The sequence below is a fragment of the Noviherbaspirillum pedocola genome (assembly GCF_016632335.1).
Classification (GTDB): Bacteria; Pseudomonadota; Gammaproteobacteria; order Burkholderiales; family Burkholderiaceae_D; genus Noviherbaspirillum_A; species Noviherbaspirillum_A pedocola.
In genome coordinates, this window is sequence record NZ_JAEPBG010000008.1 from 246,701 (window position 1) to 271,762 (window position 25,062).

Here is a 25,062-nt window from a genome sequence, read left to right on the forward strand (position 1 = left end):
CGGGAACAGCGCCAGTCGCGCACGAATGAACCTTGCCCGATTTACTCCCGCTTGCGATGCAATACGCGTTGCTCTTGGACCTCATGTATTGCTACGCATCGCAGCGCATGCAAACTGCGCCGCGATGCAAGGCCTCAGGCTTCCTCGACCACCAGCGCGCCGCGCCGGATCTGATCGCGCTCCATCGATTCGAACAAGGCCTTGAAGTTGCCTTCGCCGAAACCCTCGTCGCCCTTGCGCTGGATGAACTCGAAGAACACGGGCCCGAATACCGGCTGCGAAAAGATCTGCAGCAATAGCCGCCGGCTGCCATCCTTGGTCGCACCATCGAGCAGGATGCCGCGCGTCTTCAATTCCGCCACGTTCTCGCCATGGCCGGGCAGGCGCTCTTCCAGCATCTCGTAATAGGTGTCTGGCGGCGCCGGCGTGAAAGGCACGCCGGCCATCTTGAGCTCATCCAGCGTCTGCATCAAATCGTCGGTCAACAGCGCGATGTGCTGTATACCTTCGCCGTTGAACTGCATCAGGAATTCCTCGATCTGGCCGCCGCCCTTCTTCGCTTCCTCGTTCAGCGGAATGCGGATCAGGCCGTCCGGCGCCGTCATCGCCTTCGAGGTCAGGCCGGTGTATTCGCCGGTGATGTCGAAGTAGCGGATCTCGCGGAAGTTGAACAGCTTCTCGTAGAAATTGGCCCAGTAGGCCATGCGGCCGCGATACACATTGTGGGTCAGGTGATCGATGATCTTCAGCCCGGCGCCCTTCGGATGACGGTCGACGCCATCGATGAACTCGAAGTCGATGTCATAGATCGACTTGCCATCTTCGAAGCGGTCGATCAGGTACAGCGGCGCGCCGCCTATGCCCTTGATCGCCGGCAGCCGCAACTCCATCGGCCCGGTCGGAATCTCGACCGGCTGCGCGCCGTGTTCGAGCGCGTAGGCATAGGCCTTGTGGGAATTCTTCACGCGAAAGCCCATGCCGCAGGCCGACGGGCCATGCTCGGCGGCGAAGTAGGACGCCACGCTGTTGGGTTCATTGTTGACGATGAAATTGATGTCGCCCTGCCGGTACAGCGCCACGTCCTTGGAACGATGGACCGCGACCCGGGTGAAGCCCATGGCCTCGAATACCGGCTCGAGCACGCCGGGCGTGGGCGAAGCGAACTCGACGAATTCAAAGCCCATCAAGCCCATCGGATTGTCGAAGAGGTCGGACATGGCGCGTCTCCTGGATTGGTGTGAATGACCCCAAGATCATAGTCCGCGCCCTGCGCACAGAGTGCGCATGTTATGCGCTATATTGCTGGGCCTGCGCAAGAAATCTCCTGAATCCAACCAGCAAGAGCGAGAAATGTCCGCCATTACCGTCGACCGATACGACCTGGAAATTCTGTCCGAACTGCAGCGCAACGGCCGCGCCACCAACGGCGCACTCGGCGAGCGGGTGCATCTGTCGATGTCCCAGGTCAGCAGGCGCATCCAGCGCCTCGAGGAAAGCGGCGTCATCCGCCAGTACGCGGCGCTGCTCGACAGCGAAGTGCTCGGGCTGGGCGTGCTGGCGATCACCTCGGTCACGCTGGGCCGCCATGGCGAAACCCAGGGCGATGCCTTCGAGCAGGCCGTGGCCGACATGCCCGAGGTGCTCGAATGCCTGTCCGTGACCGGCGAAGCCGATTACATCCTGCGCGTCGTTGCCACCGACCTGGCCTCATTTTCCGAATTCATGATGAAGCGGCTGCTGCGCCTGCCCGGCGTGGTCAATGTGAAGTCCAACATCGCGTTGAAGCGCATCAAGGAAACGCATGCGTTGCCGCTGAACCATGTGACGCAGCCGGCGCAGGTCACGCGCCGGGTGGTGTTGTCGAAGAGCGCCTAACAAAACGCTCCAGGGCTAGGCGCGGCACCGCAGACAGGTCAACTTGTACGGCAAGGTGCCGCAACGACGACATGGGGCGTTTTGTTAGGCGCTCAAAGTCGGCCGGAGCCGCTTGAATCGCTAGTGCCGCTATTCCAACTGAGTCAGCTGAGCCCGACCACCGGCAAGGCTGCGCCATGAATCGCGCGCGCGGCATCTGATGCCAGGAACAGGATCGTATCCGCCAGCGCATCCGGATCCACCCAGTGCGAGGGATCGGCATTCGGCATCGCCGCACGGTTTTCCGGCGTGTCGATGATGCTGGGCAGCACGCAGTTGACGTTGATGCCCTTTTCCCGCAGCTCGGCCGCCATCGATTCGGTGATGCGGATCACCGTATCCTTGCTGGCGCAGTACGCGCCCATGCGCGCCAGGCCCCGTCCCGCCGAACTCGCCGCGACATTGACGATCTTGCCGCCACCCGCGGCAATCATGGCCGGCACAATGGCGCGCGCCATGTGCAGCATGCTTTTCATGTTGGCGTCGAACAGCAGATTCCAGTCGGCATCGGTGGTCTCATGCACCGTCGTGCCCATGCGAAAGGCGCCGGCCAAATTGCACAGCACATCAATGCGGCCGCAGCGCTGCAGCGTCGCATGCACCGCGGCTTCGACCTCGGCAAGCTGGGTCAGGTCCGCCGAGGCGAACAGCATGCGCTCATGCTCCTCGCCATAGGCTTGCGCCAACTGCTCGCGTTCACGCGCCACCAGCGCCAGCCGCGCGCCGCGCCGCGCGAAAGCCCCGGCCACCGCCCTGCCGAGGTTGCCGGCCGCGCCGGTGATGACGACGGTTCTGTCCTGAAAGTCCATACCATTCTCCTCGTGGGCCACAGCGCTCAGGGCTGCGGCGCGCAGCGCGCATAGGCCGCATCGGCGATGCGCGCCAGCCGCAGGTCGCGCTCGGTGAGACCGCCGGCGTCATGCGTGGTCCAGGTCATCGTCACGCTGTTGTAGACATTGCTCCATTCAGGATGGTGGTCGTGCTTCTCGGCCGCCAGCGCGATCTGCGTCATGAAACCGAAAGCCTCTACAAAATCGGCGAAGCGGAAGCGCCGGGTGATGGCGCTTCGCTCGGCATCGTATTGCCAGTCGGGCAGATCGGCGAGCGCTGCTTGCGCGGATTCGGGTGACAGTTTTTCCATGGAGCTCTCCTTGGCGAAATCACGTTCGTGGTCCGAGGAAATCAGGGCGTGGAGTTTCGCTTCGCTTGCGCCCCGCCCCTGGGTTTGGCGCTTCTTCCGGGACGCTCAGTGAGGCGGCCGGTCACATATTTGTGCAGCACGCTGGCGATCAGGGTTTGATACGGAATGCCTTCTTCCAGCGCCCTGGCTTGAATGTCCGTGAGGTCAACCGAGGACAAGCGAATATTTACCCGTTTGTCCTTGACTGCCGTTGCACGCGCAGCCGCTTTGAGTTTTGCCAGCTCGCCCTTTGTTGCCACGGACTTCAGCTTGCCCTTTTCATAGGCTTGAAGGATATCGTCGTCATATTCATCCATTGCCGGCGTCATCTGCTGCTCCTTGTTTCAAATAGTCGCGTGTTGCCTTGCGACTGGGTATTGCCGTCTTCAGAAAGTAGTACGAGGTCTCCTCAACGTACGGAACCAGGTAGGCATAGTTACAGAGTTCAACCATGAGAATGCGTTGCCCTGGATATTTTTCAGAATTCGGATGCGCCAGAATGTCCAGCAGACCGCCGGCTTCGATAGCGACAACGATACTTTCGAATGACACGCCGCGCTCAGCTTTGAGCGTCTCGTTTTTCTGAGCGTTCCATCGAAAGGGTTTCATGTGGCGATGCTATCACGCTGTGTGCCTTTTGTACTCATCAAGCTACAGCTGCTGATGGCAATGCCTGGGAGAACAATCCCATCGCGATTGAAGACGACGCGCCGGTTGCCAGCGCGCCCGTCCGGCCTGTGTTGCCGATGCTGCTCAACCCCGTCCCGGAATCGCCCCGACGTAGCTGCGATTCCACGTCGGGCTGATGACGATCTCATTGATGCAGGCATGCGCCGGCATCTCGGCGACGAAGCGTATCGTGCGTCCCAGGTCTTCGGCCTGCAGCATGCGCGCTCTTTCTTCGGGCGGCGGCGGCACCGGACGTTTGTCCAGAATCGGCGTGGCCACTTCGGCCGGGCAGATCGCGCAGGCGCGGATGCCGTTCACGCATTCCTCGAGGTTCAGGTTCTCGCTCATGGCCACGACCGCATGCTTGGCCGCGCTGTAGGCCGGCCCGGTGACGGGAGAAAGATACTTGCCGGCCCAGGATGAGATATTGATGATCAAGCCTTCCCTGCGTTCACGCATCCCCGGCAACACCGCGGCGATGCAGTAGTAGCTGCCATCGAGGTTGACGCGGATGACCTGGTCCCAGCCCGCCGTGGTCTGCCGGTCCCATGCGCGGTTCGGCACGTTCAGGCCGGCGCTGTTGACGAGGATGTCTATCCTGCCGTGCTTTGCCAGAATGGCTTGCGCCGCCGCATTGACCGCTTGCGCATCGGCCACGTCCAGGGCGATCGCATCGGCCTTGCCGCCTTCGGCGATGATGCTTGCCGCCTGCTGCTGCACCAGCTCCTCGCGCCGGCCCGACAGCACGACCAGTGCGCCGGCCGCAGCCAGCTCCTTCGCACCGGCCAGGCCGATGCCCGATCCGGCGCCGGTGATCCAGGCGACCTTGCCTTCGAGGGTATGCATTCATGTCTCCTTTGTTGTTTGGGTGATTGGCAGAGCAGCAATGTAGCCGGTTTGCGCCAGCCTTGCCAGAACCGGCGCCGGCATGCGAGCGTGCGCAGCGAGAGGCGCGTTTGATCCGGCGCAAGATCGTGTTCGCAAGCGTCCATGCGCAATGCGAATGACGACACACTTTTGCGGTCGATGCGACTTCATCCAGCGTTCCATGGAGCCGGCCATGCCGCAAGCCATCATCATCGAAGGGTATCGGGTATCCAGCGCCGCGCAGCAGCAGGGCGGCGTCTGGCAGGTGCTGTGCCGCGTGGAGCGCGGCGGATTGCTGATGATCGATGTGCGCCGCGAATACCGGCATTGCTCGCGCACCGTGGCGGAATCCTGTGCGCTGATCTTCGCTGCGCGGCAGCTGCATGAGTGGCTCGGCCATGGCGAGTGAAGCGCGGGGCGGGCGCATCTTCGCCTCCTGCATGACCGGAGTGGCAATGCTCATTTCTTGATGCCATCCGCCTGCGACGCTGCGCAGGATGGAACGCCGGCCATGCGGCGCGATCTATGGAATATCGACAACGGATAAAGACAGGCACACCATGGCAATCCACCACGCTCGCCCCGGCGAGGTCTTCGATCTGGCCCATCCGCAGCAGGAAGTGCCCAACAGCCAATCGACCGCGCTTTTCCGTACCGACGACATCGAAGTCATACGCCGCGTGCTGCGCGCCGGCGAAAAGGTGCCCGAGCACTGCGTGGACGGCGACATGACGCTGCAATGCCTGTCGGGCGCGGTGCGGGTCAGCGCCCATGGCGCCACGCAGGCGCTGGCGCCCGGCAAGCTGATGTATGTCGCCGCGCGCGCGCCTTACCAGCTGGAAGGCGACGGCGGCGAGGGCGTGGTGCTGATGACCATCGTGCGGGTGCGGGAGAAAGGCGCCTGAGGTGGCGCTGCACGGCGTCGCCTCGCTGAGCGACATCAGCGATGTCAGCCGCCTGATCCAGCTCGCCATCGCTCCGGTGTTCCTGCTCACCGCGGTCGGCAGCATCATCAATGTGCTGACCAGCCGGCTCGCGCGCGTCGTCGACCGCGGCCGCAAGCTCGATGAAGTCGATGGCCGCGCCGGCGCTCAAGCCGACCCGGTCAACGAGCCCGAGCGCATCAACTTGCGCCACCGGCTGTGGCTGATCTATCTCGCGCTTGCCTTCGAGGTGTGCTGCGCGCTCTTCGTTGGCCTGTTGATTGCCGCGGGCTTTGTCAGCGCCGCGCTTGGCGCCAATCTCGCGCTCGCCATCGCGCTGATGTTCATCCTCGCGATGGCGTCCTTCGTCGCCGGTCTGGCGGTGTTTCTGCGCGAGATATTCCTGGCGGTCCAGTTCACCCGGCACCGGATGCAGTAAGAAATGGCGCGGCAAAAATATTACTTTTAGTTAATCCATATTTTTTCTGGAACGAATCTTCATCATTGCCTTGTGGTAAGCGAGCATCTTGGGCTAGCATCACGGCCTAATATCCAGCGCCGCGCTGCGCCCCAGGGCACACGCCCTTCCCTGTTCCGAAAACCATAACAATCATGCCCGCTTGCCAAGACGAACACAGAATCGTGCGGCCAGCCGTTCCGCCGCGCGCCGCACCCGCGCAGCGTCTGGCACCACTGGGCCTGCTGCTTGCAGCCTTTTGCGCCCATGCCCATGGAGCAGAACTTGCCGACCTGAGCCTGGAAGAACTGGCGAATATCGAGGTGACCTCGGTATCCAAGCGCGCGCAGCCGCTGTCAGATGCGCCGGCATCGATTTATGTCATCACGAACAATGACATCCGCCGCTCAGGCGCGACCTCCCTGCCCGAGGCATTGCGCCTGGCGCCGAATCTGCAGATCGCGCAAGTGGACGCGCGCAATTACGCGATCACGGCGCGCGGTTTCAACAGTCCTTTCGAGAACAAGCTGCTGGTGCTGATCGACGGCCGCACCGTGTACACGCCGCTGTTTTCCGGCGTGTTCTGGGATGTGCAAAGCGTGATGCTCGAGGACGTGGAGCGGATCGAGGTCGTCAGCGGACCCGGCGCCACGCTGTGGGGCGCGAACGCGGTCAATGGCGTGATCAACATCATCACCCGCTCGGCTGCCGATACGCAGGGCGCGCTGGCGTCCGTCGGTGGCAGCAAATTCAGCCGCAGCGGCGCGGCGCGATATGGCGGCGAACTTTCCAACGGCGGCCACTACCGCGTCTACGGCAAGGCCGACAGCAACGAGGACCTGCGCAACGAAGCGGGCGGCCAGTCGCTGACCGGCTGGCACCGCAAACAGGCCGGCTTTCGCGCCGACTGGGGCAATCCCGGCAGCGGCTACACGATTCAGGGCGATGCCTATGACGGCGCGCTGCACCAGGCCAGAACGGCGGACATCCAGGTGTCGGGCGCGAATCTGATCGGCCGCATCAACCGCATTCTCGATGGCGGGTCGAAGCTGAATCTGCAGGCCTACTGGGACCATACCGAGCGCAACCAGCCGCTCGCCTTCGCCGAACGACTCGATACCTTTGATCTGCAGGCGCAGCACGCGCTGCAGCTCGGCAGCGCCCAGCAATTGGTCTGGGGCGGTGGCTACCGCCTGGCGCGAGATCGGGTCGACAACGGCGTCGCTTTCGGCTTTCTTCCCGGCGATCTCAACATGAACTGGGCCAATATCTTTGCGCAGGATGAGATCGCCCTGTCCGACAAGCTCAAGCTCACCGGCGGCCTGAAGCTCGAGCGGAACAACTACACCGGCGTCGAAACCCTGCCAACGCTGCGTCTGGCCTACAAGCCGAATCCGACTTCGCTGGCATGGAGCGCGCTGTCGCGCTCGGTGCGCGCGCCATCGCGCATCGACCGCGACCTCTTCTCGCCGACAAATCCGAAGACGGTCAACGGCGTGCCGCAGTATGCCATCGCCGGCGGGCCGAACTTCGCGTCCGAGGTGGCCGATGTGCTCGAAGTCGGATACCGCGCGCAGCCGCTTGCCACGCTGTCGTATTCGGTCACGGCGTTCTACAGCCAGTACCGCAGGCTGCGCACCACCGAGCCCAACCCGGTCGGCGCCGGCCTGGTCTTCGAGAATCGCGCGCGCGGACGCAATAGCGGCGTGGAAATGTGGGGCAACTGGCAGGCGCTGCCACGTTGGCGGCTGTCGGCGGGACTGGTGGTGCAGCGCGTGGAAACCGAACTCGACGCCGACAGCCGGGACCAGACCGGCACCACCGGCCTGGCCACCAGCGATCCGAGCAATTTCTGGCAGCTGCGCTCATCCATCGACATCGCCGAAGGCAAGGAGCTCGATGTGATGATGCGCCACGTCGGCGCGCTGTCGAGTCCGGCGCTGCCGGCCTATACCGCCATCGACATGCGCTACGGCTGGAAACTGCGGCGCGATCTCGAGCTGTCGCTGCTGGGCCAGAACCTGTTCGATGCGAAGCATGCCGAATTCGGCGCCGCGCCCGGACGTGCGCTCTATGAGCGCGCGCTGTATGTGAAGCTGGTCTGGCGGCAATGAGGCGCGGCCTTGAGCGCTCCAGCCGACATCCACAGCATGCGACCACGCCGGCATAAGCGCTTCGCCCGCGCACGCCGCGTGGCGCTGCTGTGGGCGCTGTGCTTCGGCGCGCTGGGTCAACCCGCGTGGGTGCATGCGCAGGCGGTGGGTATGGAAGCCAGCGAAGAGAAGCTGGAGGCGGCCTACATGCTCAAATTCCTGAATTACGTCGAATGGCCGGCGTCCGCGTTTCCGGCGCCCGATGCGCCGTATCGCATCGCCGTAGTCGGCGACGCCGCGGTGGCCGAGGAAATGGCGCGGGCCAGCGCGGGCAAGACCATCGACAACAGGCCGATAGTCGTGAGCCGGCCCGGCGCGAATGACTCGATGAATGACATCGACATGCTCTTCGTCGGCCGCAGCGACCGCGCCGGGGCGACGGCGCTGCTGGCGCGCTTGCGCACGCAGCCAGTGCTTACCGTGACGGCGGGCGAAGGCGGGCTCGACATGGGCAGCATCATCAATTTCCGCATCGTCGACAACCGGGTGCGCTTCGAAGTCTCACTGGACGCCGCGGAGCGCGCGGGCCTGAAGCTCAGCGCCCGCCTGCTCGGCGTGGCAATCAATGTCGTGAAAGGCAACCGCTGATGCTCACAGCAGCAAACCGTGGATCGATCAAGCGCAAGTTCATGCTGGCCATGCTGGCTACCACCTGCGCGGCGCTGCTGGTAGCCAGCATCGCCATGCTGGCGCTTGATTTGCGCAGTTACCAGACCGGCTGGCTCGACGACCTGCAATCGCAGGCCGACATCCTGGCCGGCGCCAACCTGCCGGCGCTGGAATTCGGCGATGCGCAGGCAGCCGCGGAAAGCCTGGCGCAGCTGGAAGTGCGCCAGCAGATCGTCGCCGCCACGATACTCAAGCCGGATGGCGAGCCCTTCGCAAGCTATGTGCGCAAGGGCGCGGCCGCCGAGTCGCCGAAACTGCCGCCGGGAGCCCGCTCAAGCGTGTCGATGGGCGCGGTCCGCGTGATGAAGCCGGTGACCCACGGTGGTGGCGAAACACTGGGCTATGTCTGGCTCACCGCGCAATACCCGATCGGCGCCCAGATGGGACGTCATCTGATGATCCTGTCTGCGGTCATGGCAGGCAGCCTGCTGTTCGCCCTGCTGGTGTCGAGCTGGCTGCAGGGATCGGTGACGCGGCCGATCCTGGCGCTGACGGCGGCCGCAAACCGGGTGATCAGCGGGCGCGACTTTTCGCTGCGCGTGGAAAAGCGCAGCAACGACGAGGTCGGCATTCTGGTCGATGCCTTCAACACCATGCTGTCCGAGGTCGGCGAACGGGCGCAGGCGCTGGAGCAATCGAATGCGACGCTGCAGCGCGAGATGCGCGAGCGGATGGCGGCGGAGGAAGCGCTGCGCCAGCTCAACGGCACGCTGGAAGAGCGCATCGCCGAACGCACCCGCGACCTGGAGCGCGCGCATGCGCAGTTGCGGCAATCGCAGAAGCTGGAAGCGGTGGGCCAGCTTACCGGTGGCGTCGCGCACGACTTCAACAATGTGCTGCAGGTCATCGCCGGCAATCTGCAGCTGCTGCAGATGAGCTTCGCCGGCAATCCGGAAGCGCAGCGCCGCCTGGAGACCGCGGCCTTCGCCGCCGATCGCGGCGCCAAGCTGGCCGCGCAGCTGCTGGCCTTCGCGCGGCGCCAGCCGCTGCAGCCGATGTCGACCAATGTCGGCCGCACCCTGCGCGGCATGGACGATCTGCTGCGGCGCGCGCTCGGCGAATCGATCCACATCGAAACCGTCGTCGCCGGCGGGTTGTGGACAACGATGGTCGATCCGCATCAGCTCGAGAACGTGATCCTGAACCTGGCCATCAATGCGCGCGATGCGATGGCGGGCTCGGGGCGTCTGACCCTGGAACTGGGCAATGCGATGCTGGACGACAATTACATCGCTTCCGAACCGGATGTCGCGCCCGGCCAGTATGTGCTGCTGGCCATTTCCGACACCGGCTGCGGCATGACGCCGGAAGTCATGGCGCGCGCCTTCGAGCCATTCTTCACCACCAAACGCGAAGGCGAAGGCACCGGCCTGGGGCTGTCGATGGCCTACGGCTTCGTCAAGCAGAGCAATGGCCACATTCGCATCTACAGCGAAGTCGGCAGCGGCACCACGATCAAGATCTATCTGCCGCGCTCGATGCAGCCCGAAGTCGAAGCGGCAAACAACCGCGCCGCGCCGATCGTCGGCGGCAACGAGACCATTCTGGTGGTCGAGGACGACGCGGTGGTGCAGGCCACGGTCGTCGACATGCTTCAGGGCCTGGGCTATCGCGTGCTCAAGGCGAACGATGGCCAGAGCGCATTGACCATTCTGCGAAGCGGCATCCCGGTGGACCTGGTGTTTACCGACGTGGTCATGCCGGGGCCGGTGCGCAGCGTCGACATGGCGCGCCAGGCCAGGCAGATGTTCCCGGATATCGCGGTGCTGTTCACTTCGGGCTATACCCAGAATGCGATCGTGCACGGCGGCCGGCTCGATCCGGGCGTGGAATTGATCAGCAAGCCCTATCGTCGCGAAGACCTGGCTCGCAAGATCCGGCAAATATTGGGCAGCAGAGGGCCGCAGCCGGCGTTATATCCCGCTGTGGCACAGCAGGCCGACATCGCGACTGCCGCCTCGGCGCTGGCCGCGCCGAATCATGCCGTTGCGCTGGCCGTGCCGAATCATGCTTCCACGCTAGCCATACCGAAGGAGGCCGCCGCTCTGAGCGTACTGGTGGTAGAGGACAACCGGGATGCGCGCCTGATGCTGGTGGAATTGCTCACGGCGCTCGGGCACCGTGTCGAAAGCGCGGGCAATGCCGAGGATGCGCTCGCACTGCTTCAGGAGCGCAGCGTCGATGTGCTGCTGACTGACATCACCCTGCCCGGCATGTCCGGACTGGAAATGGCGCGACGTGCGGTGCGCGCAGGACACCAATTCCGGCGCATCGTGTTCTCCTCGGGCCATGGGGCATCGATGGCGGAAGGTTTCGAGTTTGAATACGCCACGCTGCCCAAGCCTTTCGATCTGACTGCGCTGCAGACGGTCCTGGCCCAGGCGGCCACGGCGACGCACGTGACTTGACGCGCTTTGCTGTATCGCGATCAAGCCCCTGCCGCGGGCAATCTGAAATACTGACTCCTTCGGACGCCGCATTCGTGGCGCCGCAAGCAGAGGAGGCCTGCCGCATGAAGTCGAATACCAGCCCGGCGCCGGATGCTGCTGTCGCCGGCGTGCGCCTGACCCATCCCGAGCGCCTGCTGTATCCACAGGCCGGACTGACCAAGCTCGATCTGGCGCGCTATGCGCAGGACATGGCCGCATGGATCCTGCCGCATATCGAAAGACGGCCGCTGACGCTGGTGCGCTGCCCGCAGGGCGCCGACCATGCCTGCTTTTTTCAGAAGCATGCGCAGGAAACCTTGCCCGATGGGATCGAGCGCATCGCGGTGCCGGATGCGAAGCAGGCGCAGACCTGGTACATGATGGCCAACTCGAGCGCGGCCCTGGTCGGCCTGGTACAGATCAGCGCGCTGGAATGGCATACCTGGGGCGCGAGCGCGCCGCGCCTGGAGCAGCCGGATCGCATCATCTTCGACCTCGATCCGGCCCCCGATGTGCCCTGGTCCGATACCGTGGCGTCGGCGCGGCTGCTGCGCGAACTGCTGCGCAGATGCGGCATGCAAAGCTACGTCAAGACCACTGGCGGCAAGGGCCTGCACCTGGTGCTGCCCATCGTGCCCGAGCATGGTTGGGAAGCGGTCAGGGCATGGTCACGCGCGGTGGCCGAGCGCGTCGAGGCGAGATGGCCGGAGCGTTTTGTGTCGGACATGAGCAAGAGCAAGCGCGACGGCAGGATCTTCATCGACTATCTGCGCAACGCCATCGAAGCGACCGCGGTGGCGCCGTATTCGCCGCGCGCAAAGCCGCATGCGCCGGTATCGACGCCGCTGGCCTGGGAGGAACTCGATGCTTCGCTGCATCCGGACAGTCTGACCGTGCTCACGGTGCGGCAACGCATGGCCAAACGCAGGGAAGACCCGTGGTCCGGCTATTTCACGCTGGATCAGCGGCTCGACCCGGACCGCATGCCCTGAGCCAGCCGATCAATGAGGCAGTTGCCATTCAGCCTCAGGGCGAGGATGCGAGAAACCTGGATACCAGAGCGAGCACTTCGCCGTCGCGCTCGCGATGCGGCACATGGTGGGTATCGGCCAGAAGCTCCATTTGCGAGACGCCGCCGCACAGGCCCGTGATCATCTCGGGATGGATGGAAGAACCGTATTCATCGTATTCGCCATGGATTGCCAGCACCGGGCAGCGCACCTTCGGCAGCACCGGAGCCAGTGACCAGGAATGAAAGGCCGGATCCAGCCAGGAATCGGTCCAGGCATGGAGCACCCACTCCGCCTTATCGCCGTGATACTTCACGAGCCGCTGGCGCTGGCTGTCATCCCGAAACTGCTCTTTCGCCACCGCAATGCTGTGCAGCGTGCGCTCTTCCGGAAAGGCCTGCGCCGATTCGGTGATCAGGGCGACGCAGGCATCCGGTTCGGCGGCGGCGCAATTGACCGCCATGCCGCCGCCGACGCTGTGGCCGAAGGCAATGTAGCGACTTAATCCAAAACGCTCGCGTACCGCGGGAAACCAGCGCCGTGCCTCGTCGGCAACAAAGTCCACTGCCGGCATGTCGCCGCGGGGATCGGATTTGCCAAAGCCGAGCCTGTCGTAGGCGATCACCTCGCGCCCGGTCGCCAGGCTCAATGCTCCGGGAAAGTCGCGCCATAAATCCACGCATCCCAGCGAGTCATGGAACAGCACGATCGGCGCGCGATCCGACGATGCCGGGGTGTCGGTCGGCGTCCAGACGCGGGCGAACAGCTTGCCCAGAGGATGCTCGACCCAGGCGTCGCGGGCCTCAACGGCGGAGAGGGTGTGGTCTGTCATTGCATGCTTTCCTTCCAGTTTCAGAACGGATGCTGCGGGCGCCGCCGCATCCGATTGCGAGGCCGTCGTTCACGCCGCGGCGAGCCGGAACATGCTGGTCGCTTCCAGATCAAGCACCAGCGTGCCGTGCCCGTTGCGCATCAGCCATTGCCAGCGCACCACGCCCAGCGTCGGCCGTGAAGCCGAGGTGCGCGATTCATGCACGACGACTTCCAGCGTCAGCTCGTCGCCCGGCCGTACCGGATGCGGCCAGCGCACATGGGACAGCCCGGGCGAGGCGAACGATTCCGATCCCTGCAGTATCTCGCGCGACACCAGGCGCATGGCCAGCGCGCAGGTATGCCAGCCGCTGGCGATCAAACCCTGGAAGGGTCCGCGCTCAGCCGCTTCCGGGTCGGTGTGGAACCACTGGTCGTCATAGCGCCTGGCGAAATCGATGACCTCTTCCTCTTCGACACGGACCGGGCCGAGCTGAAAACGCCTGCCCGCTACGATATCGGCGAACTTCAAGCGGCGCCTCCGAAGCGCGGCGCGCGCTTTTCGCGTATGGCCGCCAGGCCCTCGCGCGCATCCGTTTCGCCAAAGCCGATCATCTCGGCGGCCAGCGACGCTTCAAACGCCGGCCAGGCCGCGTGCAGCCACCCATTGAGCGCGCGCTTGGTGCCGGCGATCGCCGTTGCGCTGCCGGCGGCCAGGCGCTGCGCGATCTGCAGCGCGTCTTCCTGCAGCGTCTCGGCGTCGACGACGCGGGCCACGAGGCCGATGCGCTCGGCTTCCTCGCCGCTGACGGTCTCGCACAGCAGCAGGTAGTACTTGGCCTTGGCCATGCCGCACAGGAGCGGCCAGATCAGGGCAGCGTGGTCGCCGGCGGCCACGCCGAGCTTGGTGTGGCCGTCGATCAGTTTCGCATTGCGCGCCGCTATCGGGATGTCGGCCATCAAGGCCACCGCGAGTCCCGCGCCCACGGCTGCGCCATGGATCGCGGACACGATGGGCTTTTCGCAGGCGAGCATGCCGGCGACGATGTCGCGCGCTTCGCGCATGACGCGCTGGCGCGCTGATGCCGCATCGAGCATCTCTTCCACCATGCTGATTGCGCCGCCGGCGCAGAAGGCCTTGCCTTCGCTGCGCACCAGGATTGCGCGCACGCCGGGGTGCTCATCGAGCCGGCGCCAGATCGTCGCCAGCGCCGCATGACCGCGCGCATCTGTCACCGGCATGGCGCCGACCGGGCCGAATACCAGATGCGCGATGCCGGCGTCGTCGATGTCGACGCGGAAGTTGTCGGTGTCGACGGGGATGCTGTTCATGGTGTGCTCCAATGAGGGCGTAGGGTGAGCTGCGAAGCCAGCACTTTCCTTTGCAGTTGCAGTTGCAGTTGCAGTTGCAGTTGCAGTTGGTTTTAGCTTTTGTCGTTGTCGTTGCTTTTAATCCCGTTGATCGCGCCGTGGCGCCGGGCCCTGAAGCGGATAAGGTGCGGCGTCTGTTTGAGCGAAGCGCAGCGTAGCGAGTTTAGCCGCGCCCCGCTTCAGGGTTCGGCGACACGGCGCAATCAACGGGGGTTAAAAGCAACGGCAACGGCAACAGCAACGACAACAGCAACAGTAACTACAAAGGCACTGCAACTGCAAAACTCAACGTGAAATGTCCATGGGCCGCGAGCAAGCTGGGAATGAGAACCCAATCCACGCAAGCTTCCGGATTATCAATACGTCTCCACCTGAAAGCGCCCTTCCTTCACCATCCGCGGATGCAGCGCCGCCCAGTCAACGCCATGCGCATTGCAGATGTCGGCCATCGCATCCATCACGCCCTCCTCCATGCCCTTCAGGCCGCAGATGTAGACATAGGTATCACCCTTCAGCAGCTCGGCCACGGCCGCGCCGGCCTGGCGCATCTTGTCCTGCACATAGGCGCGCGGCTGGTCCGGCATGCGCGAGAAGGCCAGGTGCGTTTCCATCAGCTCGGCCGGCAGCTTGCGCAGCGGGCCGAAGTACGGCAGCTCTTCGGGCGTCCTCGCGCCGAAGAACAGCATCAGCTTGCCCGGCACGGCCTGTCCCTTGACGAAGTGGCGGCGGCGGAATTCCGTCATCGCGCGCATCGGCGCCGAGCCGGTGCCGGTGCAGATCATCAGGATGTTGGAGCCGGGATGATTCGGCATCAGGTAGTTCGCGCCGAAGGGACCGGTCACCTGCACCGTGTCGCCCTTCTGCAGGTCGCACAGGTAATTCGAGGCCACGCCCGCGACCGGCTTGCCCTCGTGATCCGACACCACCCGCTTCACCGTCAGCGACAGGTTGTTGTAGCCTTCGCGCTCGCCGTTGCGCGGGCTGGCGATCGAATACATGCGCAGGTAATGCGGCTTGCCGCTCGCATCCACACCGGGCGGGATGATGCCGATGGACTGGCCTTCCAGCACCGGAAAGAGCTGCGTGCCGAAGTCGAGCACGATGTGATGGATATCGCTCTGCGTTTCCGTGGAGGTCAGACGGTAGTTGCCGGCAACAGTGGCCGTGATCGGCTCCTTCAGCGTGTACAGGTTCACATACGGATGCGCGGCCGACCAGGGCGGGCAGGTCGAGGAGCGCGCAGCCGCGGCATTCTCCTGCACGACTTCCTGTTCGGCTTCGGCCGCATGCTCGGCGCCCACCGCGTCCAGCAGGCTTTGCTCGAAGGTCTTTTCCGGCGGCAGATCATCCCAGCCGTACTGGTCCGCCAGGCTGTAGGCTTGGGCCTTCGGCATCGTGCGCCAGTTGTCGATGGCGCCGGTCGGGCACGGCGATATGCAGGCGCCGCAGGCATTGCAGACGTCCGCCTTGACCACGTAGTTGCGGTCGTCGTGCGTGATCGCATCGATCGGGCAGGTCTCTTCGCAGGTGTTGCAGCGAATGCAGATCTCGGGATCGATTACATGCTGGCGGATCAGGGTCATCGTTTCGGGAGCGTTCATGGCAACCTGCTTGAAAAATCCGATGTTGCGTAGGGTGGGCGCAGCCCACGCGTCCGGTCGATCAGGGAAAGACCGCGTGGGCTTTCCCCACCCTACAGGTTCCGTTACGAAGGATGGTCGAAACCCACGCGTTGTTTGAAGCAACGCATGGCTTGCCCACCCCGCCGTCTCAGTTGAAGCGCACGTACTGGAAGTCGATCGGCTGGCGATTGATGCCCACCGGCGGCGGCGCAATCCAGTTGGCCATCTTGCCCGGTTCGACCACGCGGCCCATCAGCGAAGCGACGTAGGCGCGGTCTTCCTCGGAAGGCAGCCAGTTGCGTACATTGGCCTGCCATTCGGCTTCGGAAATCACGCGACCATCCGGCGAGATGCGTTGTCCGGAGAAGGTACCGATGTGGCGATTGAAGGCCTTATGCGGCGTGCTCAGGCGGAAATTCACCCCCGCCTTTTCCAGCACGCGGTTCCAGCGGCCGACGCCTGCCACCGAGTCGCGGATGTAGTCGTCGCGCAGCACTTCATTCAGGGCATTCAACATCGGCACCTCGCGCTCGGTCAGCTTACCGTCGGCGATATCGAGAATGCGGTACTGATTGTTCTTCAGCAGGTGATCGTCATCGCGCTTGGTCTCTTCGAAGCGGCCCTTCAGGCCCGAGCTGTAGAAGGTCGCGGCATTCGACGACTGGTCCGCGCCGAACAGGTCGATGGTCACGCTGAAGTGGAAGTTCAGGTAGCGCTGCACCGTCGGCAGATCGATTACGCCATGGCGGCGCACTTCTTCCGGATCTTCGATGCCATGCTGCTTCATGATCTGCGCGGTGCGCTGCAGCACGCGCGAGATGCCCGATTCGCCGACGAACATGTGATGCGCTTCCTCGGTCAGCATGAAGCGGCAGGTGCGCGACAGCGGATCGAAGCCCGACTCGGCCAGCGCATTGAGCTGGAACTTGCCGTCGCGGTCCGTGAAGTAGGTGAACATGTAGAAAGCCAGCCAGTCCGGCGTCGGCTCGTTGAAGGCCTCGAGGATGCGCGGATTGTCCTGGTCGCCGGAATTGCGCTGCAAGAGCGCTTCGGCTTCCTCGCGACCGTCGCGGCCGAAATGCTTGTGCAGCAGATAGACCATCGCCCACAGGTGGCGGCCTTCTTCCACGTTGATCTGGAACAGGTTGCGCAGGTCATAGTTGGACGGCGCGGTCAGTCCCAGGTGGCGCTGCTGCTCGACCGATGCCGGCTCGGTGTCGCCTTGCGTGACGATCATGCGGCGCAGATTGGCGCGATGCTCGCCCGGCACTTCCTGCCATGCCTCCTCGCCCTTGTGCTCGCCGAAGTTGACCTTGCGGCCGCCTTCCTGCTGCGCCAGGAAGATGCCCCAGCGATAGTCCGGCATCTTCACGTAATCGAAATTGGCCCAGCCTTCCGGCGTGACATTGATCGCGGTGCGCAGATACACATCAAAGTCGACCGAGCCTTCCGGGCCCATGTCGCGCCACCATTGCAGATAGTTCGGCTGCCAGTGCTCGAGCGCGCGCTGCAGCGTGCGGTCTTCCGAGAGATTGACGTTGTTCGGTATCTTTTCGCTGTAATTGATCGTGCTCACTGTAGTCCCCTGTGTGTTGACTGTTGACTGTTGGCTATGCGTTGACTGCCTGATGCTGAGCGCTTACACGCGGTTCATGTCGAACTGCGCCTTGTTGCCGCTGCCGTAGACCTTGAGCGCGCCCTTTTCCCCGACGGCATTGGGGCGGATGAAGATCCAGTTCTGCCAGGCCGAGAGGCGGCCGAAGATGCGGGTCTCCATGGTTTCCGGGCCGTTGAAGCGCAGGTTGGCTTCGAGGCCGGTCAGTGCGTCCGGCGACATGCTGGCGCGTTCTTCCACGGCGATGCGGATCTCGTCGGCCCAGTCGATGTCGTCCGGATTCGCGGTGATCAGGCCCAGCGCCATCGCCGCGTCCGCATCGAGTTTGCTGCCCAGCGCTTCGCGCACCCGCGCGACATCGGCGGCGCTATCGTAGAAGCGGCGCGCCAGGCGCGATTGCGTCGTGATCATTGGCAGCAGGCAGAAATTCATTTCCGACACCGCAATCCTTGGCGCGGCCTCCGGGCTGTCCGGCAGGGCCAGCATGTAGCTGCGGTCCGCGGCCAGCGCCAGTTCCAGCAGCGTGCCGGCAAAGCAGGAGCCTTCATCGATCAGTGCAAACAGCGAGCGCGACGAGACATCGAGGCGAGCGAAGGTACGGCGCAGCAGGCCGATGGTCTGGCGCACCAGCCAGTGGCCGCGGTTGGCGAGCAGGACTTCATCCATCGCCAGCACCGCATCGGCTTCGCCGGCGGTCTTCAAGAGCCAGGTGCCGATCTCGGTTTCATTGGTGCGCATGTGCAGGATCGCGTCGTCCAGCTCGCGTGCCATCCGCAGCGGCCACCAGGCGTCGCCGGCGTCGACGATTGCCGCAGCGCTGTTCGGCTGCTGACCCTGCGGCGCGCGCACGGTGAAGGTAGCGGTGCGCGCGGCGCGATCGATGGCGACGCTGACCTGGCTATATTCCAGCGCGTTTTCGGTTTGCGTCTTGTTCAGCGGATTCAGTTTGATGCCCTGCGCATCGGCCGGGCGGTCGCTGTGCGCGGCAAGCTGTTGCGCGCGCGCCTGCACCGCTTCCTTGAACTGCGCCGGCTTGGCAATCGCATCGACCAGTTTCCAGTCCACCGCGCGCTGGCCGCGCACGCCTTCGGACGTGGTGCAGAAGATGTCGGCATGGTCGTGGCGCACCTTCCTCTTGTCGGTCAGGCGGGTCAGGCCGCCAGTGCCGGGCAGCACGCCCAGCAGCGGCACTTCCGGCAGGCTGACCGACGAGGAGCGGTCATCCACCAGCAAAATCTCATCGCATGCCGCGGCCAGCTCGTAGCCGCCGCCCGCGCAGGCGCCATTGACCGCGGCAAGGAATTTCAGGCCTTCATTGCGGCTGGAATCTTCCAGGCCATTGCGCGTTTCATTGGTGAACTTGCAGAAATTGACCTTCCAGGCATGGGTGGACTTGCCCAGCATGAAGATGTTCGCGCCGGAACAGAAGATGCGGTCGCGGCCGCTGGTGATGACGACCGTCTTCACTTCGGGATGCTCGAAACGGATGCGCTGCACCGCGTCGTGCAGTTCGATGTCCACGCCCAGGTCATAGGAGTTGAGCTTGAGCTTGTAGCCTTCGCGCAGACCGGCGTCTTCATTGACATGCATCGTCAGCGTGGCCACCGGGCCTTCGCAGGCCAGCGTCCAGTGCTTGTACTGTTCCGGGGAGGTTTGGTAGTTCACTTGCTGCTGGGTAGTCATCGGAAGCATCCTCGAAGGCAATATGGTGCAGTGACGTTACGGTGAAAGCACTATATTGCATGAATCGAAGCGAGTCAAGAACTGAAATGCATTGCAGTTTTCCGTGATGACGGCTTGCCGCGCCGGGCGGCGCAGCAGGGATGGCGTTCTGGTTCTGGCTCAGGCTGCCGCGCGCGAGGACGTCAACACCTTGCCGCGCAGCCGCTCGGACAGGCCAAGGAAGGCGGCTTCCTGCGCCATGTCGCTCGTATCGAATACCAGGTCTGCCTTGGAATAGAACTCTTCGCGACTCGCGAGGATGTTCTTCAGGTCATCCATCGCTTCGCGGTTGCCCAGCATCGGCCGCTTGTCGCCCTGGGCCAGCACCCGCGCCATATGCTCTTCCGGCGAGGCCTTCAGCCAGACCGTATAGCAATGCGACAGCAGCAGGTTGAAGCTCGCCGGGTCCGAGACGATACCGCCTGGCGTCGCGATCACCGCGGTGGGCAGGCGCCGGATCACTTCTTCCAGCGCCCGAAATTCATAGCGCCGGTACGCGGTGGCGCCATACAGGGAATGGATTTCCGGAATGCTGCAGCCGGCCAGAGTTTCGATCTCCCGGTTCAGTTCCACGAAAGGCAGCATCCACAGATCGGCGAGCATGCGGCCGATGCTGGACTTGCCGGCGCCGCGCAGCCCGATCAGCGCGATGCGCTGGCGGCGCGCGGCTTCCGAGGTCGGCGTGTCGAACAGTTCGGACAGCGCCGCGCGCGCCTGCGCCAGCTCGGTTTCGGGCCGGCCGCGCAGGATTTCGCGGATCATCAGCCATTCCGGCGAGGACGCGGTTTCATCGCCGATCATTTCCGCCAGGCTGCAATTGAGCACCTGCGCCAATTGCCGCAGAAAGCCGACCGACGCATTGCCGACGCCGGATTCCACATTGGCGAGATGGCGCTCGGAAACTTCGGCCAGCCGCGCCAAGGCCTTGCGCGTCATGCCGCGCCGCGCGCGCAGCGCTTTCACATGTTCGCCAAGCTGGGCGAGAAAGGGATCCTTGATCGGTTCGGACAAGTCTGTCATGAGGGAGTGGCCTTCGGAGTTGCAACCGCTGGAAAGCGCTTGATGGCAATGAACTATAGTATGACTTGCGCTCTTGACCGTTGCAAGATAATGCATTTACACTGAGCCGCATATGCAGTGAAGTCAGTTCCGAAGCATAACAAAAGCGCCGTGCAAAACAAAAGGCGATGTCTCAGGAGACTTTTCGTGGATGTTCCCCAGTTTGAACAGCTCATCGCCGGCATCTCTTCGTCCATCGCCGGCCAGCCGCTGGATACCGCCCTGGCCGCGCGCCTGAACGCGGAGTACGGTCCCGGCAGCCCTGCCTATGAAGCCCTCTTTTCCGCCTGCCGCGAAGGCGTGCGCGATGGCTGGCTGTGCAATCGCGAAGGCGGCGGTATCCGCTACGGCCGGGTGCTGAAGGCCACGGACGCGACGCACGGCTTTTCCGTCGATGTGGTCGACATGCAGGACCTTGCCGGCCCGCACCATGTGCATCCGCATGGCGAGATCGACCTGATCATGCCGCTGACACCCGGCGCGCGCTTCGATGGCCATCCAGCCGGCTGGTGCGTCTATGGCCCCGGCAGCGCGCATCGTCCCACTGTTTCCGAAGGCCGCGCGCTGGTGCTGTACCTGTTGCCGCAGGGCGCGATCGAATTTACCCGAGCAGCCTGATTCCTGCGCATTGCGCGTTGTATCGACTTGCAGCATGAATGCCCGCTCGAGCGCAAAACTGATTCGGCGGCGTATGGCAGTCGCCATCCCGCGCCGCGCCGACCCGCATGGGACGAAACGAACGCAGCGGCTCGACAGCATGTAGACCTATCGAGGAGACAGCATGGAAACCGGAGTTCAAAGCCCGTCCGAGCGCTTCAATTTCGCGCGGCACCTATTCGACATCAACCGCGCCCGCCCGAACAAGACCGCCTATATCGACGACCGCGAAAGCCTCGACTATGCCGAGCTGGAATTGCGCGCGCGCCGCTGCGCCGCGGGCTTGCTCGCCCAGGATTTGCGGCTCGAAGAACGGGTGCTGCTGGTGATGCACGACACCGTAGACATGCCGGTCGCCCTGCTCGGCGCGCTGTTCGCCGGCATCGTGCCGGTGCCGGTCAACACGCTGCTGCCGATGGAAGACTATGCCTACATGCTGCAGCACAGCGGCGCGCGCGCCGTGATCGTGTCGGCGCCGCTGGCCGATTGCGTCAGCCGCGCGCTGGCGCATGCCGGCAGCAGCGCGCGCTTGATCGTTTCCGGCGCCGGCGATGCGCTGCCGGCCGGGGCGATCGATTTCCACGCGCTGCTGGAAGCGCGGCCGCTGCCCGAGGATGGCAATGCCGACACCCATCGCGATGCGATCGCTTTCTGGCTCTATTCTTCCGGCTCCACCGGCAAGCCCAAGGGCACGGTGCATACCCATGCGAACCTGTACTGGACCGCGGCGCTGTACGGCCAGCCGGTGCTGGGCGTGCGCGAGGACGACGTGGTGTTTTCCGCGGCCAAGCTGTTCTTCGCCTATGGCCTGGGCAATGCGCTGACCTTTCCGCTGTCGGTCGGCGCCACGACGGTGCTGATGGCCGAGCGGCCCACGCCGCAGGCAGTGTTCCAGCGCCTGGTGCGCCACAAGCCGACGGTGTTTGCCGGCGTGCCGACGCTGTATGTGTCGATGCTGGCGTCAAGCGAGCTGCCGGCGCGCGAAGATACCGCGCTGCGCATCTGCGCCTCGGCCGGCGAAATGTTGCCGCGCGAAGTCGGCGAGCGCTTCAAGTCGCATTTCGGCGCCGACATTCTCGATGGCATCGGTTCGACCGAGATGCTGCATATCTTTCTGTCCAATCGCAGCGGCGACATCCGCTACGGCACCACCGGCCGCCCGGTGCCGGGCTACGACATCGAGCTGCGCGACGAGGATGGCCGGCCGGTTCCGGCCGGCGATGTCGGCGACCTCTACATCCGCGGCCCGAGCGCGGCGCTGATGTACTGGACCAATCGCGACAAGAGCCGGGTCACCTTCCAGGGCGAATGGGTCAAGAGCGGCGACAAGTACGTGATGGACCGCGACGGCTATTACACCTATGCCGGCCGCAGCGACGACATGCTCAAGGTCAGCGGCCAGTATGTGTCGCCGATCGAGGTCGAGTCAGCGCTCATTGCCCATCCTTCGGTGCTGGAATGCGCCGTGGTGGGCAAGCCGGATGCGGATGGCCTGACCAAGACCATGGCCTACGTGGTGCTGCGCGGCGGCCAGAACGGCGATGCGGCGATGTGCATCGAGCTCAAGTCCTTCGTCAAGACGCGCCTGGCGCCGCACAAGTACCCGCGCGAATTCATCTTCGTCGACGACCTGCCGAAGACGGCCACCGGCAAGATACAGCGCTTCAAGCTGCGCGCGATGGAAGGCTGAGGACGCAGCAAAAAAACTTGCCAGAACCCGCATCACGCCGGCCCCGGCCGGGTAGCATGACCACGCAATACAACGATATCAACAAGCCTTTGAGGAGACATCATGCGAAGCACCCGTTCATTCCTTCCGCGCGCCATTGCGCTGGCCGCCTTTGCCGCATTCACTGTGTCCGGCGCGGCGCATGCGCAAGGCGAGCCGATCAAGGTCGGCTTCATGCTGCCGGCCACCGGCACCTATGCCAACCTCGGCACGATGATCGAGAACGGCTTCAAGCTGCAGGTGCAGGAACAGGGCGGCAAGCTCGCGGGACGCGAAGTGCAGTACTTCAAGGTCGACGATGAATCCGACCCGGCCAAGGCCGCCGACAATGTCAACAAGCTGATCAAGCGCGATGCGGTCGATGTGCTGGTGGGAACGGTGCACTCCGGCGTGGCGATGACGATGGCCAAGGCGGCCAAGGAATCGAATACGCTTTTGATCGTGCCCAACGCCGGCGCCGACGCGATCACGGGGCCGATGTGCGCGAAGAATATCTTCCGCACCTCGTTCACCAACTGGCAGCCGGCCTATGCGATGGGCAAGGTCGCGGCCGATCGCGGCCACAAGAAGGCCGTTACGATCACCTGGAATTACGCGGCCGGCAATGAATCGGTCAAGGGCTTCACCGAAGGCTTCGAAGCCGGCGGCGGCAAGGTGACGCAGGCGCTGAGCCTGCCGTTCCCGAACGTCGAATTCCAGGCGCTGCTCACGCAGATCGCCGCGCAGAAGCCGGATGCGGTGTATGCCTTCTTCGCCGGCGGCGGCGCGGTCAAGTTCGTCAAGGATTACGCCGCGGCTGGCCTGATGAAGACCATCCCGCTGTACGGCCCGGGCTTCCTCACCGACGGCACGCTCGAGGCGCAGGGCGATGCCGCGCAGGGCATGCTGACCACGCTGCATTACGCCGACAATCTGAACACACCGCGCGACAACGCGTTCCGGCTGGCCTTTGCCAAAGCCTACAAGACCAATGCGGACGTCTATGCAGTGCAGGGCTATGACGCCGCGCAATTGCTCACCGCGGGCCTGAAGGCGGCCGGCGGCGATATCAAAGCGCGCGACAAGGTCGTGGCAGGCATGGAAGCGGCACAGGTCGACAGCCCGCGCGGCCCGTTCAAGCTGTCCAAGGCGCACAACCCGGTGCAGGACATCTATCTGCGCCAGGTGAAGGGCAACCTGAACGAGGTGAAGAACGTGGCGGTCAAGGGCCTGGCGGATCCGGCCAAGGGCTGCAGGATGTAATGCGCAATGCGTAGGGTGGGCGCAGCCCACGCGCTTGTCCGGTCGCGAGGCACGCGTGGGCTGCGCCCACCCTACGAAAAATACTTCCCCACCATGGACCTCTCCACTTTCCTCGTCCAGTGCCTCAACGCGGTCCAGTACGGCTTGCTGCTGTTCCTGGTCGCCAGCGGCCTGACCCTGATCTTCGGCATCATGGGGGTGATCAATCTCGCCCATGGCAGCTTCTACATGATCGGCGCCTACATGGCTTTCGCGCTGGCGCCGATGTTCGGCGGGCAATTACTGCTGCAGCTTGTGGCCGGCGTCATCCTGGCCGCCCTGCTCGGCTACGTGCTCGAATGGCTGTTCTTCAGCTATCTGTATGGACGCGATCATCTGCAACAGGTGCTGATGACCTATGCGCTGATCCTGGTGTTCGAGGAAGTGCGCAGCATCCTGTTCGGCAACGACGTGCATGGCATAACCGCGCCGCCGTGGCTCTCGGGTGGCGTTTCCCTTGGCGGGTTGATGAGCTATCCGGTCTATAACCTGTTCGCATCCGGCGCATGCATCGTCGTGGCGATCCTGCTCTACTTCGTGGTGAACCGCACCCGGCTCGGCATGATGATCCGCGCCGGCGCCAGCAACCGCGACATGGCGCGCGGACTGGGCATCAATATCCGCCTGCTGTACCGTATCGTTTTCGCCGCCGGCGTTGCGCTCGCCGCGCTGGCCGGCATGATCGCGGCGCCGTCGGCCTCGATCTATCCCGGCATGGGCGGGCAGATCCTGATCATCTGCTTCGTGGTCGTGGTCATCGGCGGCATCGGATCGATCTCGGGCGCGCTGATCGCGGCGCTGCTGGTCGGCTTCGTCGACACCTTCGGCAAGGTGTTCTTCCAGCAGTACAGCGGTATCAGCATCTACCTGCTCATGGCGCTCATCCTGGTATGGCGTCCCGAGGGATTGCGTAAGGCTTATTGAT

25 protein-coding genes are annotated in these 25,062 nt (G+C 64.0%); 12 read left to right on the forward strand and 13 right to left on the reverse strand.

Translation table 11 applies throughout. The features are described from left to right. Positions 1–134 precede the first annotated feature (134 nt). The gene (hppD, locus tag JJB74_RS19050; protein ID WP_200594429.1) at positions 135–1,217 is read right to left on the reverse strand and encodes a 4-hydroxyphenylpyruvate dioxygenase; all 1,083 of its coding nucleotides are present in this window, start codon (positions 1,215–1,217) and stop codon (positions 135–137) included. 133 nt (positions 1,218–1,350) lie between these two features. On the opposite strand from hppD, the gene JJB74_RS19055 reads away from it, so the two are divergent. Further along, positions 1,351–1,875, forward strand: coding sequence for an Lrp/AsnC family transcriptional regulator (locus JJB74_RS19055; protein WP_200594431.1), 525 nt, complete (start codon positions 1,351–1,353; stop codon positions 1,873–1,875). A 143-nt stretch (positions 1,876–2,018) separates the two neighbouring features. Here the strand turns inward: JJB74_RS19055 and JJB74_RS19060 are convergent, their stop codons facing one another. From JJB74_RS19060 to JJB74_RS19080, 5 genes are all read right to left on the reverse strand, one after another. Then, a complete protein-coding gene (locus JJB74_RS19060) occupies positions 2,019–2,723 on the reverse strand; it encodes an SDR family NAD(P)-dependent oxidoreductase (protein ID WP_200594433.1) in 705 nt (234 codons plus the stop codon). A gap of 26 nt (positions 2,724–2,749) precedes the next feature. Next, positions 2,750–3,055 (reverse strand): 4a-hydroxytetrahydrobiopterin dehydratase, encoded by a 306-nt coding sequence (locus JJB74_RS19065; RefSeq protein WP_200594435.1) that lies wholly within the window; start codon positions 3,053–3,055, stop codon positions 2,750–2,752. A 41-nt stretch (positions 3,056–3,096) separates the two neighbouring features. Next, on the reverse strand, positions 3,097–3,423 hold the full coding sequence (locus JJB74_RS19070; protein ID WP_200594437.1) for a hypothetical protein: 327 nt from the start codon (positions 3,421–3,423) through the stop codon (positions 3,097–3,099). Further along, on the reverse strand, positions 3,404–3,703 hold the full coding sequence (locus tag JJB74_RS19075) for a BrnT family toxin (protein WP_200594439.1): 300 nt from the start codon (positions 3,701–3,703) through the stop codon (positions 3,404–3,406). Before JJB74_RS19075 ends, JJB74_RS19070 begins: the two co-directional genes overlap by 20 nt. A gap of 144 nt (positions 3,704–3,847) precedes the next feature. Continuing rightward, positions 3,848–4,609, reverse strand: coding sequence for an SDR family oxidoreductase (locus JJB74_RS19080; RefSeq protein ID WP_200594441.1), 762 nt, complete (start codon positions 4,607–4,609; stop codon positions 3,848–3,850). Between the two features lie 214 nt (positions 4,610–4,823). Here JJB74_RS19080 and JJB74_RS19085 point away from each other — a divergent pair, with 214 nt between their 5' ends. The 7 genes from JJB74_RS19085 (at position 4,824) to ligD (ending at position 12,253) form a co-directional block, all read left to right on the forward strand. Further along, entirely contained in the window at positions 4,824–5,039 is a 216-nt protein-coding gene (locus JJB74_RS19085) for a hypothetical protein (RefSeq protein ID WP_200594443.1), read from the forward strand. 151 nt (positions 5,040–5,190) lie between these two features. Then, positions 5,191–5,535, forward strand: a complete 345-nt coding sequence (locus JJB74_RS19090) for a cupin domain-containing protein (protein ID WP_200594445.1) — start codon at positions 5,191–5,193, stop codon at positions 5,533–5,535. Between the two features lies 1 nt (position 5,536). Continuing rightward, positions 5,537–5,992 (forward strand): DUF2721 domain-containing protein, encoded by a 456-nt coding sequence (locus tag JJB74_RS19095; protein ID WP_200594447.1) that lies wholly within the window; start codon positions 5,537–5,539, stop codon positions 5,990–5,992. A 203-nt stretch (positions 5,993–6,195) separates the two neighbouring features. Continuing rightward, positions 6,196–8,124 carry a TonB-dependent receptor plug domain-containing protein gene (locus tag JJB74_RS19100; RefSeq protein ID WP_325170142.1) on the forward strand — a complete coding sequence of 643 codons (1,929 nt, stop codon included), beginning with the start codon at positions 6,196–6,198 and terminating at the stop codon, positions 8,122–8,124. A gap of 9 nt (positions 8,125–8,133) precedes the next feature. Continuing rightward, entirely contained in the window at positions 8,134–8,751 is a 618-nt protein-coding gene (locus tag JJB74_RS19105; RefSeq protein ID WP_200594451.1) for a YfiR family protein, read from the forward strand. Next, a complete protein-coding gene (locus JJB74_RS19110; RefSeq protein ID WP_200594453.1) occupies positions 8,751–11,240 on the forward strand; it encodes a response regulator in 2,490 nt (829 codons plus the stop codon). The genes JJB74_RS19105 and JJB74_RS19110 overlap by 1 nt, the downstream gene beginning before the upstream one ends. Before the next feature lie 104 nt (positions 11,241–11,344). Continuing rightward, complete coding sequence (gene ligD, locus JJB74_RS19115) at positions 11,345–12,253, forward strand: non-homologous end-joining DNA ligase (protein ID WP_200594455.1); 909 nt, start codon at positions 11,345–11,347, stop codon at positions 12,251–12,253. 34 nt (positions 12,254–12,287) lie between these two features. On the opposite strand, the gene JJB74_RS19120 is transcribed toward ligD, so the two are convergent. The 7 genes from JJB74_RS19120 to JJB74_RS19150 all read right to left on the reverse strand — a co-directional run bounded on the left by JJB74_RS19120 (position 12,288) and on the right by JJB74_RS19150 (position 20,431). Beyond that, entirely contained in the window at positions 12,288–13,103 is an 816-nt protein-coding gene (locus JJB74_RS19120; RefSeq protein ID WP_200594457.1) for an alpha/beta fold hydrolase, read from the reverse strand. Between the two features lie 69 nt (positions 13,104–13,172). Then, positions 13,173–13,613: a MaoC family dehydratase gene (locus JJB74_RS19125; RefSeq protein ID WP_200594459.1), complete on the reverse strand. Its 441-nt coding sequence runs from the start codon at positions 13,611–13,613 to the stop codon at positions 13,173–13,175. Next, positions 13,610–14,413 (reverse strand): enoyl-CoA hydratase/isomerase family protein, encoded by an 804-nt coding sequence (locus tag JJB74_RS19130; protein WP_200594461.1) that lies wholly within the window; start codon positions 14,411–14,413, stop codon positions 13,610–13,612. The genes JJB74_RS19125 and JJB74_RS19130 overlap by 4 nt, the downstream gene beginning before the upstream one ends. Positions 14,414–14,808: 395 nt before the next feature. Next, positions 14,809–16,053 carry a benzoyl-CoA 2,3-epoxidase subunit BoxA gene (boxA, locus tag JJB74_RS19135; protein WP_200594463.1) on the reverse strand — a complete coding sequence of 415 codons (1,245 nt, stop codon included), beginning with the start codon at positions 16,051–16,053 and terminating at the stop codon, positions 14,809–14,811. Positions 16,054–16,222: 169 nt separating this feature from the next. Beyond that, positions 16,223–17,650 carry a benzoyl-CoA 2,3-epoxidase subunit BoxB gene (gene boxB, locus JJB74_RS19140; protein ID WP_200594465.1) on the reverse strand — a complete coding sequence of 476 codons (1,428 nt, stop codon included), beginning with the start codon at positions 17,648–17,650 and terminating at the stop codon, positions 16,223–16,225. Between the two features lie 63 nt (positions 17,651–17,713). Beyond that, positions 17,714–19,372, reverse strand: coding sequence for a 2,3-epoxybenzoyl-CoA dihydrolase (gene boxC / locus JJB74_RS19145; protein WP_200594466.1), 1,659 nt, complete (start codon positions 19,370–19,372; stop codon positions 17,714–17,716). A 159-nt stretch (positions 19,373–19,531) separates the two neighbouring features. Next, the gene (locus tag JJB74_RS19150) at positions 19,532–20,431 is read right to left on the reverse strand and encodes a helix-turn-helix transcriptional regulator (RefSeq protein WP_200594469.1); all 900 of its coding nucleotides are present in this window, start codon (positions 20,429–20,431) and stop codon (positions 19,532–19,534) included. Positions 20,432–20,617: 186 nt separating this feature from the next. Between JJB74_RS19150 and JJB74_RS19155 the strand changes: the two genes are divergently transcribed. The 4 genes from JJB74_RS19155 (at position 20,618) to JJB74_RS19170 (ending at position 25,061) form a co-directional block, all read left to right on the forward strand. After that, entirely contained in the window at positions 20,618–21,088 is a 471-nt protein-coding gene (locus JJB74_RS19155; protein ID WP_200594471.1) for a DUF4863 family protein, read from the forward strand. A 163-nt stretch (positions 21,089–21,251) separates the two neighbouring features. Continuing rightward, positions 21,252–22,817, forward strand: a complete 1,566-nt coding sequence (locus JJB74_RS19160; protein ID WP_200594473.1) for a benzoate-CoA ligase family protein — start codon at positions 21,252–21,254, stop codon at positions 22,815–22,817. Between the two features lie 102 nt (positions 22,818–22,919). Continuing rightward, complete coding sequence (locus JJB74_RS19165; protein WP_200594475.1) at positions 22,920–24,098, forward strand: ABC transporter substrate-binding protein; 1,179 nt, start codon at positions 22,920–22,922, stop codon at positions 24,096–24,098. A 93-nt stretch (positions 24,099–24,191) separates the two neighbouring features. Beyond that, a complete protein-coding gene (locus tag JJB74_RS19170) occupies positions 24,192–25,061 on the forward strand; it encodes a branched-chain amino acid ABC transporter permease (RefSeq protein WP_200594477.1) in 870 nt (289 codons plus the stop codon). Position 25,062 lies beyond the last annotated feature (1 nt).

Bases quoted from the DNA above. Each gene is read 5' to 3' on its own strand.
- JJB74_RS19130 (WP_200594461.1), bottom strand. From the start codon at position 14,413: ATGAACAGCATCCCCGTCGACACCGACAACTTCCGCGTCGACATCGAC.
- JJB74_RS19080 (WP_200594441.1), bottom strand. From the start codon at position 4,609: ATGCATACCCTCGAAGGCAAGGTCGCCTGGATCACCGGCGCCGGATCG.
- ligD (WP_200594455.1), top strand. From the start codon at position 11,345: ATGAAGTCGAATACCAGCCCGGCGCCGGATGCTGCTGTCGCCGGCGTG.
- hppD (WP_200594429.1), bottom strand. From the start codon at position 1,217: ATGTCCGACCTCTTCGACAATCCGATGGGCTTGATGGGCTTTGAATTC.
- JJB74_RS19055 (WP_200594431.1), top strand. From the start codon at position 1,351: ATGTCCGCCATTACCGTCGACCGATACGACCTGGAAATTCTGTCCGAA.
- JJB74_RS19085 (WP_200594443.1), top strand. From the start codon at position 4,824: ATGCCGCAAGCCATCATCATCGAAGGGTATCGGGTATCCAGCGCCGCG.
- JJB74_RS19060 (WP_200594433.1), bottom strand. From the start codon at position 2,723: ATGGACTTTCAGGACAGAACCGTCGTCATCACCGGCGCGGCCGGCAAC.
- JJB74_RS19075 (WP_200594439.1), bottom strand. From the start codon at position 3,703: ATGAAACCCTTTCGATGGAACGCTCAGAAAAACGAGACGCTCAAAGCT.
- JJB74_RS19170 (WP_200594477.1), top strand. From the start codon at position 24,192: ATGGACCTCTCCACTTTCCTCGTCCAGTGCCTCAACGCGGTCCAGTAC.
- JJB74_RS19120 (WP_200594457.1), bottom strand. From the start codon at position 13,103: ATGACAGACCACACCCTCTCCGCCGTTGAGGCCCGCGACGCCTGGGTC.
- JJB74_RS19070 (WP_200594437.1), bottom strand. From the start codon at position 3,423: ATGACGCCGGCAATGGATGAATATGACGACGATATCCTTCAAGCCTAT.
- boxA (WP_200594463.1), bottom strand. From the start codon at position 16,053: ATGAACGCTCCCGAAACGATGACCCTGATCCGCCAGCATGTAATCGAT.
- JJB74_RS19065 (WP_200594435.1), bottom strand. From the start codon at position 3,055: ATGGAAAAACTGTCACCCGAATCCGCGCAAGCAGCGCTCGCCGATCTG.
- JJB74_RS19110 (WP_200594453.1), top strand. From the start codon at position 8,751: ATGCTCACAGCAGCAAACCGTGGATCGATCAAGCGCAAGTTCATGCTG.
- JJB74_RS19165 (WP_200594475.1), top strand. From the start codon at position 22,920: ATGCGAAGCACCCGTTCATTCCTTCCGCGCGCCATTGCGCTGGCCGCC.
- JJB74_RS19150 (WP_200594469.1), bottom strand. From the start codon at position 20,431: ATGACAGACTTGTCCGAACCGATCAAGGATCCCTTTCTCGCCCAGCTT.
- JJB74_RS19090 (WP_200594445.1), top strand. From the start codon at position 5,191: ATGGCAATCCACCACGCTCGCCCCGGCGAGGTCTTCGATCTGGCCCAT.
- boxC (WP_200594466.1), bottom strand. From the start codon at position 19,372: ATGACTACCCAGCAGCAAGTGAACTACCAAACCTCCCCGGAACAGTAC.
- JJB74_RS19160 (WP_200594473.1), top strand. From the start codon at position 21,252: ATGGAAACCGGAGTTCAAAGCCCGTCCGAGCGCTTCAATTTCGCGCGG.